This window comes from Sphingopyxis sp. Root154, assembly GCF_001427105.1.
GTDB lineage: Bacteria > Pseudomonadota > Alphaproteobacteria > Sphingomonadales > Sphingomonadaceae > Sphingopyxis.
Map to the genome: position 1 here is coordinate 13,893 of NZ_LMGI01000005.1, position 15,500 is coordinate 29,392.

The 15,500-nt window shown below is 63.9% G+C and carries 10 protein-coding genes; 3 read left to right on the forward strand and 7 right to left on the reverse strand.

The features are described 5' to 3' along the window. Position 1: 1 nt before the first annotated feature. The 7 genes from ASD73_RS21780 to ASD73_RS21810 all read right to left on the reverse strand — a co-directional run bounded on the left by ASD73_RS21780 (position 2) and on the right by ASD73_RS21810 (position 11,354). Positions 2-2,185, reverse strand: coding sequence for a calcium-binding protein (locus ASD73_RS21780; RefSeq protein ID WP_056368316.1), 2,184 nt, complete (start codon positions 2,183-2,185; stop codon positions 2-4). Positions 2,186-2,578: 393 nt separating this feature from the next. Continuing rightward, the gene (locus ASD73_RS21785) at positions 2,579-3,718 is read right to left on the reverse strand and encodes a PepSY-associated TM helix domain-containing protein (RefSeq protein ID WP_056368318.1); all 1,140 of its coding nucleotides are present in this window, start codon (positions 3,716-3,718) and stop codon (positions 2,579-2,581) included. Between the two features lie 4 nt (positions 3,719-3,722). After that, entirely contained in the window at positions 3,723-5,825 is a 2,103-nt protein-coding gene (locus tag ASD73_RS21790; protein ID WP_056368321.1) for a TonB-dependent siderophore receptor, read from the reverse strand. A 186-nt stretch (positions 5,826-6,011) separates the two neighbouring features. Further along, positions 6,012-6,941: a tetratricopeptide repeat protein gene (locus ASD73_RS21795; RefSeq protein WP_156377504.1), complete on the reverse strand. Its 930-nt coding sequence runs from the start codon at positions 6,939-6,941 to the stop codon at positions 6,012-6,014. Then, positions 6,938-8,002, reverse strand: coding sequence for a dipeptidase (locus ASD73_RS21800; RefSeq protein WP_056368324.1), 1,065 nt, complete (start codon positions 8,000-8,002; stop codon positions 6,938-6,940). Before ASD73_RS21800 ends, ASD73_RS21795 begins: the two co-directional genes overlap by 4 nt. Positions 8,003-8,094: 92 nt before the next feature. Next, positions 8,095-8,757, reverse strand: coding sequence for a helix-turn-helix domain-containing protein (locus tag ASD73_RS21805; RefSeq protein ID WP_082521773.1), 663 nt, complete (start codon positions 8,755-8,757; stop codon positions 8,095-8,097). A 155-nt stretch (positions 8,758-8,912) separates the two neighbouring features. Beyond that, a complete protein-coding gene (locus ASD73_RS21810; protein ID WP_056368326.1) occupies positions 8,913-11,354 on the reverse strand; it encodes a TonB-dependent receptor plug domain-containing protein in 2,442 nt (813 codons plus the stop codon). Positions 11,355-11,540: 186 nt separating this feature from the next. Between ASD73_RS21810 and ASD73_RS21815 the strand changes: the two genes are divergently transcribed. Genes ASD73_RS21815 through ASD73_RS21825 form a run of 3 tightly spaced genes read left to right on the forward strand, consistent with a single transcriptional unit; the run spans position 11,541 to position 15,488 of the window. Then, on the forward strand, positions 11,541-12,848 hold the full coding sequence (locus ASD73_RS21815) for a metal-dependent hydrolase family protein (protein WP_056368328.1): 1,308 nt from the start codon (positions 11,541-11,543) through the stop codon (positions 12,846-12,848). Between the two features lie 47 nt (positions 12,849-12,895). Continuing rightward, positions 12,896-14,464, forward strand: coding sequence for an L-piperidine-6-carboxylate dehydrogenase (gene amaB / locus ASD73_RS21820; protein ID WP_235534645.1), 1,569 nt, complete (start codon positions 12,896-12,898; stop codon positions 14,462-14,464). Between the two features lie 31 nt (positions 14,465-14,495). After that, positions 14,496-15,488 carry a tetratricopeptide repeat protein gene (locus ASD73_RS21825; RefSeq protein WP_235534646.1) on the forward strand — a complete coding sequence of 331 codons (993 nt, stop codon included), beginning with the start codon at positions 14,496-14,498 and terminating at the stop codon, positions 15,486-15,488. The last annotated feature ends 12 nt before the right edge of the window (positions 15,489-15,500 follow it).

The window sequence follows — 15,500 nt, forward strand, 5'->3', positions numbered from 1 at the left end:
GTCAGCCGAAGACGAAATCGTTGGGCGACAACGCCTGCGCGCCGCGGACGAAGATGCTGTCCGTGCCCATGGAGATGCGGGTTCCGTCGGCGCTCGCCGTGAAACCGAGTTGCTCATAGGCGAGGTCGAAGGCGCTGAGATCGATATGGTCCGCGCCCGAGGTGAAATCGCTGATTTCGTCGGCACCCGAGCCGGGCGCGAAGATGAACCAGTCGGCGCCTGCGCCGCCCGCAAGCAGGTCGTTTCCGCCGCCGCCGATCAGGTGATCGGGGCCGTCGCCGCCATAGAGCTTGTCGGCACCGCCGGTCACCGTGGCGGTCGACTCCCGGCCGTCGCCATAGAGCCAGTCATTGCCGTCGCCACCCTCCAGCGTGTCCGCGCCGCCCCTGGCGCTGTCCATCATCACGTCACCGTCGCCGATCAGGATGTCGTTGCCCGCGCCGCCGGTCAGCCGGTCGTTGCCGCCTCTGCCGCTGCCATAGACATTGGTCGCATCGCCGATCAGCAGGTCGGCATCGTCGCCGCCGTCGAGCCGGTCGTTGGCGCCCTGGCTGCTGAGCCATTCCTGATCGCCGACCAGCCGGTCCGCGCCCGCGCCGCCGAAGAGCGTGTCCGACTGCCAGCCGCCGAGCAGCATGTCGGCACCCGACTGGCCCCGGAGCAGATCCTCGCCATTGCCGCCGACGAGCATATCGTCACCCGAGTTGCCGGCGATGTCATCATTGCCGCCGAGCCCGCCCAGCGTGTCGCTGCCCGCGCCTCCAATCACCGCGTTGGCGAGCGCATTGCCATTGCCAGTAAAATCGGCGGCGCCGCGACGGATCAGTTGCTCGACATTGCCGGCGAGCGTGTAGCTGCCCAGCGTCGTCTCGACCCGGTCGAACCCGGCGTCGGCGGCCTCGATGATCCGGTCGCCGCTATCGTCGACGAGGAAGATGTCGTCGCTCGCGGAGCCTTCCAGCGCATCCGCCGTGGCGGTGGCGGGCAGGGGAAGCAGCGCGATATAGCCGGTCGCGCCCGGCGAGGCGTCACCCTGATCGACGGTCAGCGTTTCGCGGATCGTTTCAATGCCGCTGAGCCCGGGCAGCGAATCGCGGGTGGCGAGCGTCGAGAGTTCGGACCGGGTGATCTCGACGCCCTGCAGGTTGAGCCGCCCCTGCGAGGAGATCACCTTGGTGCGCGATCCGGCATCGTCGAAGCGCCCGCCGATCACGGTCACGTCGGCGTCGTCGTCGAGCCAGAGCTGGTTCTGCTCGGAGATGCCGCCGCGCAGAACCGGGTTCAGGCCGACCGAGTCGATCAGCGTCGCCTCGCCCCAGAGGCGGTAATTGCGGCCATTCTCCTCGCTGAGCGCGCGGACGACCAAAGTGCCGCTCGACTTGAGGTCATAGCCGCCGTCGCTGTTGCCGCGCGCGACCGTGTCGATGAAGCGCACGTCATAAACGCCGCGCTCGCTCGCGAAGCCGTCGCCGTTGAAATAGGCGCCGGCGGTGCTCTGGATATTCTCCATCACCACCTGGCTAAGCGTGACGTTGTGGACGGTGCCGTCGAGATGGACGCCCGCGGGCAGGTCGTCGCCCGTTTGCCCGGCCATGTCCGCCGTCACATTTTCGATCACCACATTGTTGGTGTCGTACTGGAGGCGGATCGCAACTCTGGAGAAGCCCTGTATGTCGACGTCGCGGATCGTCAGCCCGGCGATCGTCGCCGTATCCGAAGGCGCACTGGAATAATTCTCGAAGAAGCGGCGGACATTGTTCGCGTCGATATTCTCAATGTGGAGATTGCCGAGATCGGCGGTGACGCGGAAGGCCGTGCCGACATTGTCGATCCTGAGGTCGCGGAATTCAAGATTGTCCGCGCCCGCGCCGAGCTTGAACAGCTCGTTGCCGGAGGCGTCGCCCGCCTGCCAGTCGGCCGGACGCGAGCCGGTGAAATGCGCGGCCATGGCATTGCCGTCGGAATCGATGCCGCGCACCACCACCGGCTGGCCCTCCGCCCCGCCGCGGGTGATGCCGAGGATGCCGGTGACGTTATAGTCGCCCTGGTCGGCCAGCAGCAGCACCTCGCCCCCCGGCCCCGCCCTTCCGATCAGCGTGTTGAGCGAACCGATGGATGCTGCGTTATTGATATCGCTGCCACTTTTGTCCCCGGATCCGGCAGGCGAGATGTACAGGCTTGGCATGGCAAACGACCCCTTGCTGTTGCGCCGAGGTTAACTTCGGCCAATTCGCCATGCTGCACTGCACTATAGTTAAGCCAGCGTTAAGCTGATCATCGGAGTGGTTATCGCGATGGACCGCCTGCCCGGGTGCAACCTGGCTCGGCGCTTAACATATTGGCATGAGGGCTTTTGGAGGCCGAGCGGCCGGTTTGAGGACGGCATGATCATACCCAACGGGGCCGACCTATTTGCGCGCGAAAAGCCGCAACAGGCAAAAGCCCGGAATCGCCGCCAGGGCGATGACGGCCAAAATGTCAAAGAGGCCGACCGTCAGCAGGCCGGTCACGAGCGAAGCGATTGTGACAATCGCCATCAGTAGCGGCCAAGCATATGTTCGGCGGACGGTCTGCCTGGTCACCTTGCGTCTCCGCCTTCGACGACTTCGTGGACGCGCCGTTGCAGCGACTGGCCGCGATGCCCGATCCAGAGATAGATGCCGCTGCCGAGGATGACGATCGCGATGATGTCGAGCAGCGCCCAGACGATCTTGAGCGGCAGGCCCGCATAGTCGCCGAAGTGCAACGGCTGCGACAGATACATGGCGCTGAGGCTGAGCGGCCAGGTCGGGACGCCAGTCAGCTTCGACGTCGCGGCGTCGACGAGTACGGGTTGATAGTTGCGCTGGTCGAGCTGTGATTGGCCGATCATGAAAACGCCATAATGATGCTCGCCGCTATAGCCCGTCCCGGGATAGCTGACGAAGGCGGGCTTGAGCTCCGGCCGCGCCGCTTTCGCCTCGGCGACCGCCTTTTCGATCAGTCCGAATTTCGCGGGGGGCGGGCGATCCGCCCATTCGCGGGTCAGTTCGGCAAGCTGGTCCTTCTGCCACTGGTCATAGAGCGGCTCGTCGAGCGTGTTGATCACGCCGGTTAGCCCGACCACCAGCAGCCAGGCGGTGGCCGCGATGCCCAGCAGATTGTGGATGTCGAGCCACTTTAGTCGTTTGCTGCGTGCCTTGCGGATCGTCCCGAACTCGAGCTTGCGCATGAAGGGACGGTAGAGCACGACGCCCGATATGGTGGCGATGGCGAAGAGCAGGCCCATCGCGCCGAGAAAGAGCTTGCCGGGAAGCCCCGCGAACATGTCGGTGTGCAGCCGCAGGATGAAGAACATGACGCCTTCGTTGAACTGCGGCGCGGGAACGGCCGTGCCCGTGTAAGCATCGAAAAGCGCGGTCTTCATCTCTGCCGGCGGGGTGTCGGCGGTGGGGCCCAGATTCACGTAAACGATCGGCTCGTCGGGATACCAGCCGAGGAACAGCGGCCGGTTGCCGGGATATTGCGCCTTCGCGTCTTCTATCAGCCGGTCGAGATTCGCCGGCTGTGCGCCGGGTGGCGGCGCAGACAATTCGGGCTCGGCGCCAGAGAGATGCGCGATCTCCTCCCCGAAGATCAGGGGCAGACCGGTAAGGCAGAGGAGGAGGAGGAAGACCGTGCAGACAAGGCTGGTCCATTTATGAACCAGATACCAGGCCTGCACGGTCTTCCGTTTCATGGCGTCAGAACCGGTAACCGAGCGAGGCGACGACATAGCGGCGATTGCCGCTGAAGCAGTCGCCGAAGGTGCGGCAGGCGGTGAAATAGCTCTTGTCGAACAGGTTCGAGGCGTTGACCGCGGCGGTCCAGCGGTTCCAGTCGACCGACACCAGCGCATCGACGAGCGTGTAGGAGGGGGTCGTTATCGCGCTCGTCGGGCCGGTCGATCGGGTATTGCCGATATGGCGCACGCCCGCGCCGATCCGCAGCTGCGCATCGGTGCCGAGCGGGACCGCTTTCACCGCCCACAGTGACGCCTGATCGCGCGGCACGTCGTTGACGCGCGCGCCCTCTTCATAGGTGTAGAGGCTTTCCGAAACGCGCGCATTGTTGTGGCTGTATGCCGCCGTGAGCTGGAAGTTGCCGGGCAGGTCGAACGCGCCTTCGACTTCAAAACCTTTGGAGGTCACTTCGCCGGTCTGGAAGACGTTGATCGGGTCGGCCGGATCATTGGTCGGGCGGTTCTGCTCGACGATGTCGTAATAGGCCGCGGTAACGAGAATGCCGCGCTGCGGCTGCCACTTGATGCCGCCTTCATACTGCCGTCCGCGCGTCGGGACATAAGGTTCGCCCGTACGCGGATTGATCCCCGAAACCGGCTGGAACGCCTCCGAATAGCTGAGGTAGGGGGACAGGCCATAACCGATCTCGCCGATCAGGCCGACCTTGAAGGTCCACGCCGTATCGACGACCGCCGGGGCGCCTTCGGTCTTCGACCGCGCGCGGTCGTGGCGGACACCGGCGACCAGCGTGACCCGGTCGGCATAGCGGATCTGGTCCTGGACATAGACGCCGAGCTGCGTGTTGCGCTGGTCGGGCAGGGCGGCATAGGGCAGCACGTCCGCCGCGACGCCGCTGTTATTCGGATTATAGGCGTCGACCGGGGTGATGCCGGGCGTGAATGCGCTTCCGCCCGACGCGCTGAGCGTGCGCTCGAAATAATTGGTGTAGTCGATGCCGACGAGGAGTTGGTGGCTGAACGGTCCGGTGTCGAAGGTCAGGCGCGCGTTCGTGTCGCTGGTAAAGATCTTGCCGTGCGGCTTGGTCTGATAGGCGTAGCGATGCAGCGTGCGGCCCGTTTCGGCGGTGCCGTCGATGAACGGATTGGTCGGGTTCGAATAGACGTCGGGATAAAGCTCGCGGAAGGTCGCCTTGGCGTCGGTGTAACGCGCCCGCGCGCTGAGGCTGAGCAGGTCGGAAACCCGCTGGTCGACGATGAGCGTCGCCGACAGCGTGCGTTGGCGGAGCGTGTCATAATCCTCGTCGCCAAGGAATGTGCGGTTGCTGAGCCGGCGATCGTCGTTGGGCGCGCCAATGGCGGACACGACAGGAAGAAACTGCTGGCTCGATGCCGAGCGGTCGCGCTGATAGAGGCCGATCAAAGTGACTTGCGTATCGGCACCCGGGCGCCAGCTCAGCGAGGGCTGGACGAGCACACGATTGTCGTCGAGCAACCGCGTCTGCTGGCCCGCGTCGCGCACGACCGCGACGACGCGGCCGGCCAGCGTATCGCCGCTGAGCGGGCCGGTCAGGTCGACCATCGCCTGCTTGCGGTCCCACGATCCATATTCGATCCGCGCGCTGCCGCCCGCTTCGAACTCGGGGCGCTTGCTGACGCTGTTGATGATGCCGCCGTTGGATGCCTGACCGTAAAGCACCGAAGACGGCCCGCGCAGCACTTCGACGCGCGAGAGCGTGTCGACAGCGGCGCGGGCGAAGGGTGCGAAGGTGTAGAGGCTGCGCATCCCGTCGAGGAACTGGACGGGTGCGAGCCCGCGCACGACGCTTGCGTCGTTGCGCGTGTCGAGGCCATAGGCCTCGCCGGTGACGCCGGCCGAATAGCGAAGCGTTTCTTGCAGGTTCAGCGCACCGCGGTCGCGGAAAAGCTCTTCGGTGACGACGCTGATCGCCTGCGGGGTTTCGACGAGCGGCGTGTCGCTCTTGGTCGCGGTGACGGCTCTGTCGGCGGTGACGGTGATCTCCGCGCTGGTCTGGCTTTCCTGCGCCTGCGCTGCGCCCGTCCAGGCCGCCGTTACCAGCAAGGCGCTGATCATTTTACGTTTCATCGCGAACCTCCAATATGGGAAGCGCGCTAGACGCGAATGATCGCTACTGCAACCCATTTGCAAGAACGCGGCCTGCCAGCCAGGAAGATCGCGCGCTGAGCGTGCGGGCTGACAGCTTGAACGCCCGCAACCGTGCAAATCTGGCCTCTCAGTCTGATGACAGGCTCGTTGGGACGGTGCCGGACATTAATAGGCTTTTCGGTCCGGGTGCGTTAATTCGGCTTCCGAAGGCCAATGGCCTTGCGGATTTTCCCGAACGATCTCGGTCAGCAGCGCCTTCGCGCCTTTTTCGTCGCCAGCAAAGCGGCGCTCCATCGCGATCGCGAACTTGATCGTGCTGTCGCGGCTGTCCTTGAAACCGGCGGGATCAAGGCGACCCTGCATGATCTGGACCGCCTGGTAATAAGTGAAATTCTCGATCAGCTTCAGCCCCGGCTCGATCGCGTCGATCGCGGCGCGCGCCTTGTCGTGCTGCCCCATCTTCCGGTACGCGAGATAGGTCCAATAGGCGGTCGGCACGCGCATGTCGTCGCGCGCGAAATCGGCCGAAAGTTCGAGCGATTTCGCCATGCCCGATACCATCGTCGGATAGTCGCCCGTCGCGAAGCTCGTTTGCGCATGATAATAGATGATGTTGCCGCGATAGGTGCTGATCGTGAGGCCGATCGGGTTGGGCATGCCGTCGGGTTCGAAACTGTCGGGCGTGTCGCCCATCAGCGCGAGCGCCTTTTCATAATCGGCGAGCGCCTCCTTGAACTTGCGCGCGCGCGTGAGGTCGCGGGCGCGGAAGCGATAGAGCTTGTAGCTGTCCGGAAACTGCTTGATTCCGGCGGAAAAGGCATCGACCGCGTCGCAGATGCGCCCCGCATAGTCGAGGCGGCGCCCGTACCAGATATGGCTATCCTCGCGGTCCGGCGCGATGCGCAGCGCCGCTTCGGCAATCGCGATATCGTCGTCGAGTATCTTCTGTGTCGCCGCCGAAAATTTCGGCACCGTCAGCGGCGAGCCGATCAGGCTGGTCGCGCAATTCCCCGCGTCGGCGCCAGGGACGTTCGCCGACGCAGGGGCTGCCGTCAGCAGCAAGGCGAGGGTGAGGGCGGAAATGCGGGGGCTCATCCGATCACCTCCTGATAGATGCGGCGGACATTGGTCCCCATGATCTTTTCGACGGTGCTTGTCGGATAGCCGAGCTTGCGCACGCCATCCCACACCACCTCCATGCGCCGCGGACCGTTGAGTTCGTTGATGAACAGCGGCCAGTCGGGCTCGTGGAAATTGGCGCCCTCTTCGCGTTTCAGCTCGGCGATATAGGCGTCGGTCATCTCGACGACGCGGTGATCACGGTCGCTGCCGATCGCGACATGGTCGGCGCCCATCACTTTGACGGCATGATCGATATGGCGGAAATATTCGGGCAGCGCGTCGTCGCGCTTCGTCGTCAGGAACGGCCGCATCTGGCAGATCCCGGCGACCCCGCCCTTGTCGGCGAGCAGGCGCAGGTTCGCGTCGGTCGTGTTGCGGATATTGCTGTGTACCGCCATGCACGCGGTGTGCGAGACGATCACGGGGACTTTCGACGCGGCGATCGTGTCGGCCATCGTCTGCATGTTAGCATGCGACAGGTCGATCAGCATGCGTCGCTCGTTCATGCGGCCGACCAGATCGCGCCCGAAATGGGTGAGGCCGTTCGTGCCGAGTTCCTTGCACCCCGCGCCCGCCCAGTTCTGGTCGTTGTAGGTGATCTGCGCCGAGCGCACGCCGAGCTTGTAGAACAGGTCGACATTGTCGAGGTCGCGCCCGAACTGCGTGCTGTTCTGGAACAGGTAGAAGAGCGCGAGCTGGCCGTGCGCGCGCGCGACGTCGATGTCGCCGGTCTTGGTGGCCTTCAGGAACAGCTCGGGATGTTTGGCAATATGCGCGTCATGGTCGAGCACCGCTTGCACGGCCTCTTCATAGGCTTGACCTTCATAGGCCTTGGGATCGCAGAGCGTGATCGTGATCGCATCGAGCCCGCTGGCGCGCATCTGGCCGATCAGCGCCGCATCATATTCGAACCGCACCTCGCCCATCGCGTCGAAGGTGAGCGGGCGCGTCTTCGACTGTGCCGCCGCCGCGGGCGCGAAGGCCATCGTGGCCGACAAGGCCGCCCCCGACAGGATGAAATTCCGTCTGTCCATCGCTTTGCCCTCTCCAAATTTTCTATTGGAAAGAAATTAGCGTATAGGAAAATTATTGCAAGCCCGTTGATGAAGCGAGCGCATCAGGCCGCTCAGGCGGTGTTGACCCACAGCACGACGGCATCTTCCTCGCTCGTCGAATAGCACGCGTGCTGCATGCTGCTGTTGATATAGATGCTGTCGCCGACGCCGAGGATCGCGGGTTCGTAATGCTCGGTCTGGAAGCAGATTTCGCCTTCGAGCACGTAGAGAAATTCCTCGCCGCTGTGCTGCGACCAGCTCTTGAAATCCTCGAGGCTGCGCGCCTTGATCGTCGTGACGAACGGCAGGATCTTCTTGTTCTTGAGCTCGGCGGCGATCAGCCGGTGACGGTAAACGGCGGTTTCCATCAAACGGCCCGCGCCGTCCATCGTGACGCTGCGCCGGCCCGCGGCATCCTGTCCCGAATTGCTTGCAAAGAGTTCGGTGATGTCGATGTCGAAGCCTGTCGCGAGTTTCTGCACGACGTCGAAGGTCGGCGACATCTGGTCGTTTTCGATCTTCGACAATGTCGAGGCGGCAAGCGCGGTCAACCGCCCCGCATCCTCCAGCGTCATCCCGCGTTCCTTGCGCAATTGGCGCAAGCGCTCACCCAGGTGAAAGCCTTCGGATCGAGGCCGTTTCGCGGTACGCACGGCACCCAATACTTCCGGCTCATCTCCATTTCTGGGCGGCATAAGTCTCCAATCCTTAACTTGCTCGAGATCGTACGGCATCGGCCAATGGGGGGCGGCTGGGGGAAGAGGTCCGGCCAATCAGCCGCCGCCATATATAAAGCACAAATTTCCGATAGGCTACGATATTGGCATATCCGCTATGCCAATATCGTATCTGCCCACCGGAAATACAGGCCGATCTCGAACAGACGAGATCAGAATTTATACTTAGCATTCAAATAATAGAAGCCGCCAGCGACGCCAAATACGCTATGGTTGTCATAGATCAGGCCGGCGCGGGCGCGCGCAGGTCCGCGGCCCGGCGGGAAGATGTTGAAGATGTTGCGCGCGCCGACGCTCAGCTCGACATCCTCGATACCCGACCAGGTCACTTCGGCGTCGAACAGCGTCACCGCCTTGCGCGGCAGGAAGGTCGCGCCATCGAGCCGGCGCCACGCGCCGTAGTGAATCGCGCGCGCCATGAAGCCGAAATCGCCGACCTTGGTCGTCGCCGAGAAATTGCCGCGCCAGCGCGGCGTGCCGCGTTCAAACTCGGTCACGATGGCCGGGCTGAATCCCGGGGGCGGCGCGCCGCGCAGATGCTGTTCGTTATAGTTCACGGCAAGGCTGAAGTCGGTCGAGGCATTGTCCGACCAGCTGTGGCGATAGGTGCTCACCAGGTCGAAACCGCGAACGCGCGTGTCCATTTCGTTCTGGAAATAGCGCACCTGTTCGATGTCGGCGCCGTTCGGGAAGTTGATCGCGGCCAGCGCGGCGCGTTCGGCGGCGGTGGTGTTCCGCGAGGGCGTGAGGAGCAGGCGATCGTCGACGTCGATCTGATAGAAGTCGAGCGTGGTCAGGAAACCGTCGAGGCCGGTGAATACCACGCCTGCCGACATGTTGAACGAGGTTTCGGGCGTCAGCGCCTGCGAGCCGAAGACCTGCGCGGCAGCCGAACCCGGAACCAGCACGGCGTCGAGGATGAAGCCGCCCACGCCGTCGAGCTGCGAGGTGAGGCTGGTGCCGAATACCTGACCCGCGGCGGGAGCGCGGAAGCCCGTGCTGACCGAACCGCGGAGCGCAAAAGCATCGCTCAGCTCGAACCGTGTCGCGGCCTTGTAGCTGAAGTTGTCGCCGAACTGGTCATAGTCTTCGAAGCGGGCCGCGGCCGACAGGTTCCACCAGGACGTGATGTCGGCATCGATTTCGCCAAACACAGCATAGCTGTTCGAGTCGAAGCTGCCGGCGAATTCGGGCGAGAAGCCCTGGAAGCCGTTCGAGCCGGCGGGCAGATCCTGCAGCGGGCCGGTGGTGTAGCTGGCGGCGTCGCCCTGGCCGATGACATAGGTCTCCCTGCGGTGGCTGGCGCCCGCGAACGCCAGGATATTGTCGGTCAGTTCGTAGGAGACTTCGGCGTCGAACTGGATTTCGCGCTGGGTGAGCGAGCCGGGCTTGAACGCGGTCGGCGACTTGACGCCCATCGAAGCGTTGATCGTGCCGGTGATCGTATAGTCGACGGTGTTGGTGCCGTAGCGCGCCGACAGATCCCAGGTCAGCGGACCAGCCTGGTCGCGGAGGCCAACCAACGCGCTGAAATCTTCGAGATGGCCCTCAAATTCCGGCGTGAACCCACCCGGATAGATGGCGGCGAGGTTGAACGCCTCGGGATGCGCCGGGGTCAGGTCGAACGCCGAATTGGCATAGGTGCCGTGGCCATTCAGGCCGCCCGCGGTGAAAGGCTGGCGCAGGCCGAAGGTGACCGAGCTCTTGCCCGTCATATAGTTGCCGAACGTATAGAGTTCGAGCTCGTCGCTGAGTTCGACGCCGGCGTTCCACACCGATTTGAACGCCATGTAACGCGGGTCGAGATTGCCTTCGGGATGCTCGGGCACACCCGGAACGCCCAGGGCCCTCAGTGCTTCCGCGCCGGCGTGGGTGGCCTTTTTGGCATAGGCTTTCGCCTGATCGGTATATTGGGCGGCAATGTTGAAATAGGCATTGTCGCCGACCGGGACGGCCAGATGACCCTGGATATCATAGGTGCGGCCGCCGCTTTCATAATATTGGCCGACCTGCGCCATGATCGAGCCGCCGCTCCTGGCCTTTTTCAGTTCCATGTTGATCACGCCGGCGATTGCGTCAGAACCATATTGGGCCGAGGCGCCGTCGCGCAACACTTCGACACTCGACAGCGCGATCGGCGGAATGACGTTGAAATCCTGGCCCTGCGAGCCCGAGGTCGAGGCGTGGCCGGTGCCGATCTGCACGATCGAGGCGCGGTGGCGGCGCTTGCCGTTCATGAGCAGCAGGACATGGTCTGCCGGCGAACCGCGCAGCGTGACCGGGCGCACGAACGACGAGCCGTCGTTGCCCTGCAGGCGCTGGGCGTTGAACGCGGGCACGAGCGTGCGCAGCGCATCGTTCACATCGGAATAGCCGGTCGCGTTGATCTGCTCGGGCGAGATGACGTCGATCGCGACCGAGCTGTCGGTGATCGAGCGATCCTTGCGGCGTGTACCGATGACGACGATGTCGCTGCCGCTCTCGTTCGACTCGGCGCCATCGTCTTCGGGCGGTGCCGACTGGGCATGCGCCATCGGTGTGATCGCGAACGCGAGAGCCGACGACAACAACAGGCGTGACACGAACTTCGACATTTTTCCCTCCTTTTGGACCCACTTCCCCGACCGGAAATTCCCCGATTTCCGGCCTGTGTCATAATTTCTAAAATTTTCCTATCATAAAAATTATTGCTCAACTAGCAAAAACTTCCTATGCAAATGGAGAGGGCTGCACGGGCGGCATCGGGGCGTGGGCCTGCGGGAGAATTTCGCTTGAGCGGCATGAGGAAATTGTCGGCGCTGGCGATCGGCGTATCGCTTTCGGGCGGCGCGGTCGCTGCGCCAGTCGGGGCGGATGTCGCCGGGGCACTGGTCATTCATGCGGGCGCGGTCGTCGCGATTCCGGGAGAAAAGCCGCTGGGGCCGAGCACGGTCGTGGTCCGGGATGGGCGCATCGCCGAAATCCTGCCGGGCTATATCGAGCGCCCCGATGCGCGGTCGATCGACCTCCGGGACCGCACGCTGCTGCCCGGGCTGATCGACACCCATGTCCATTTCAGCTTCGCGCCCGAAACGAAATTATGGTCAGCGGCGGTCGATACGCCCGAGGATGTCGCGCTGTTCGCTTTTTCCAATGCGAAAAAGACCCTCGAGGCCGGGTTTACGACGGTTCGCGACGTCGGGTCCGACGGCTATTCGATCCACGCCCTGCGCGATGCGGTCAACGAAGGCACCCTTGTTGGGCCGCGTATCTTCCTGTCGGGCACGTCCTTGTCGATCGTCGGCGGGCATGGCGACATGTCGGGGCTCAACCGCAAGACGACCGAGGCACTCTATCCCTATGACTATACCGGCGCCTGCACCGGCGGCGTCGAATGCGCGCTGCGCGTGCGCGAAGCGGCAAAATATGGCGCGGACCTGATCAAAATCACCTCGACCGGCGGCATCATGTCGCAGCAGGCGCGCGGTCTGGGCCAGCATCTGACCGACGAGGAGTTGACCTCGATCGTTACCACCGCGCACAGCCTTGGGCTCAAGGTCGCGGCGCATGCGCATGGTGGGGAGGGCGTCGCCGCCTCGGTGCGCGCGGGGGTCGATTCGATCGAGCATGGTACGTATCTCGACGAGGAAACCGCGAAGCTGATGGCAAAGCGTGGCACCTGGCTCGTGCCGACGCTCGGCTTGCTCGATTCGCGGAAACAGGGCGACGCCAGCCCGGCGGTGGAGGCAAAGATGGCCGAAGCGCGCCGCGTCGCGGGGCGGAATATCCGGCTCGCGGTCCAGCATAAGGTCAAATTCGCCTTCGGCACCGACGCGGGCGTGTCGCCGCACGGACAGAATGCGCGGCAGTTCCGCCTGATGGTCGAGCAGGGACCGATGACGCCGATGGCGGCGCTGCGGTCGGCGACCGTCGATGCCGCGGCGCTGCTGGGTCAATCGGACAATCTCGGCACGATCGAAGTCGGAAAATATGCCGACATGATCGCGGTCGCGGGCGATCCCTATCGCGACGTGACGGTGACCGAGCGCGTCTCCACCGTGATCAAGGACGGCCGCGTCATCATCCACGATGGCAGCGCAAGCCCGTGACTCAAACATGCCAACACCATGCTTTTCCCCTTTCAACGGACAATTAGATGAACGCTCTTGATAAGATGATTTCTCCCGGTGCCGGCCACAGCGCGCAGGGCGGCTTTGCCCGTTCGGTTGCCGATATATTCGGCGCGCTCGGGCTGTCGCTCGATGCCAACCTGGGTTCGGACCTGAAGATTTTTTCGCCGGTCGATGGTTCGGAACTCGCGGCCCTGCGCACCGACAAGGCGGGCGAAATGGACGCGATGGTCGCGAACGCGCGTGCTGCCTTCTCGGTCTGGAAGGACGTTCCGGCGCCGCATCGCGGCGAGCTCGTCCGTCGTTACGGCTTGCTGGTGCGCGAGCATAAGGAAACGCTGTCGCAGCTTCTGACCATCGAGAATGGCAAGATCCTGACCGAAGCGCGCGGCGAGGTGCAGGAGGTAATCGACATCTGCGAATATGCCGTCGGCCTGTCGCGCCAGCTGTTCGGCCTGACGATCGCGTCGGAGCGTGCCGAGCACCGGCTGACCGAATATTGGCACCCGCTCGGCGTGCTCGGGCTGATCTCGGCGTTCAATTTCCCCGCCGCCGTCTGGGCGTGGGGCACGACCGTCGCGCTCGTCTGCGGCGACAGCGCGATCTGGAAGCCGTCCGAAAAGACCCCGCTCACCGCGCTCGCATTCGCTGGCCTTCTCCAGAAGGCGGCCGCCGACTATGACCTCGCGCCCGACCATCTCGTACAGATCGCGATCGGCGATGCGGCGTGCGGCACGATGCTCGCCGACCACCCCGACGTCGCGATCGTCAGCGCGACGGGCAGCGTTCGCATGGGACAGGATGTCGGCGTGCGCGTCCAGCGCCGCTTCGGGCGACCCGTCCTCGAACTCGGCGGCAACAACGCCGCGATCGTCGCGCCGAGCGCCGACATCGGGCTCGCCTTGCGCGGAACGATCTTCGCCGCGACGGGTACGTGCGGCCAGCGTTGCACGACGCTGCGCCGCCTGATCGTCCACGATGACATCCGCGCCGATTTCGTGAAGCGCCTGATCGCCGCGGTCGGCAGTCTCAACATCGGCAGCCCGCTCGACGACGCGACGCATGTCGGCCCTCTGATCGACAAGGCCGCCTTCGACGCGATGCAGCGCGCGCTCGAACAGGCACGCCGCGACGGCGGGGTGGTCCACGGCGGCGACCGGATCGACGTCGCGGGGCCGGACGCTTATTATGTCCGCCCGGCGATCGTCGAAATGCCCGCGCAAAGCGAAATCGTTCGCGAGGAAACCTTCGCGCCGATCCTCTATGTCCTCGCCTACACCAGCTTCGACCAAGCGATCGCGCTGCAGAACGGCGTCCCGCAGGGGCTGTCGTCGTGCGTCTTCACCAGCGACGTCCGCGAGGCCGAGAAATTCCAGTCGGCGCAGGGCAGCGACTGCGGCATCGTCAACGTCAACATCGGGACCAGCGGCGCCGAGATCGGCGGTGCGTTCGGCGGCGAGAAAGTGACCGGCGGCGGGCGCGTGTCGGGGTCCGACAGCTGGAAGAATTACATGCGCCGCGTTACCGCGACGGTGAATTACTCGACCTCGCTCCCGCTCGCGCAGGGCGTGAAGTTCGATCTCGACATCGATTGAAGACACGAATTTTGTTCGGAGAGGATTTATGATGAACCGCAGGCATTTGAAATTGCTGGTATCGGCCGGCCTGTTGCTGATCGCCGCGCCGGTAACGGCGTCGGCACAGGAAGGCAGCTTTCAGGGCATGTCGCTGCTCGGCGAGCGAATGGTCACCAGCCCCGCGCGCAACGCGAACGTGGCGTCGACCGAAACGCTCGAACGCGCCGCGCGCGATGCCAAGGCGGCGTTCGAGAGCAATATGACCGTCGATAGCGCGACCTGGTACGGCCGCATCCTCTTCTATCAGGGCTATACCCGGGAGTCGGCGGCGGTTTACGATCAGGCGCTGAAGCGCTTCCCCAATTCGGGCAAGCTGCTCCGCCACCGCGCGCATCGCCATTTCTCGCTGCGCGAGTTCGACAAGTCGATCGAACTGGGGCTGAAAGCGGCGAAGCTTTATGAGAACCAGCCGCTCGAACGCGAAAAGCCGGGCCCCGACTATTTCCCGGGTGACCCCGATGTCGTGCAATATTATCTCTACTACCATCTCGGGCAGGCCTATTTCGGCAAGCATGATTTCGAAAATGCCGCGAAATGGTTCGCAAAGTCGGCCGAATCGGCCGCCTTCACGCACGACGTCGAGGCGCGGACCGCGAACGGCTATTGGGAATATCTTTCGCTCGCGCGCGCCGGGAAGCTTCGTGAGGCACAGAAGCTGCTCGACGATTATGATCTGACCTTGTTCGAAGTTCACCCGAAGGGCGGGTCGGACACCTATTTCGACGGGCTGCAGCTGTTCAAGGGCAACCGCGCCGCCGACAGTTTTTTCAGCGACAAGGACAGCGGCCGCGCTTTCGCGACCGCCGACGGGGTGGCGGCGTCGACCGCCTACAGCCTCGCCAACTATTATATCCTCCGCGGCGAGCCCGAAAAGGCGAAGCCCTGGCTGAAGCGTTCGATCGCCGTCGACAGCTGGAGCTTCTTCGCGCGTATCCAGGCCGAGGCCGACTGGCTGCTGCTGTTCCCGAACGAAAAGCCATGAACTGACGGATTG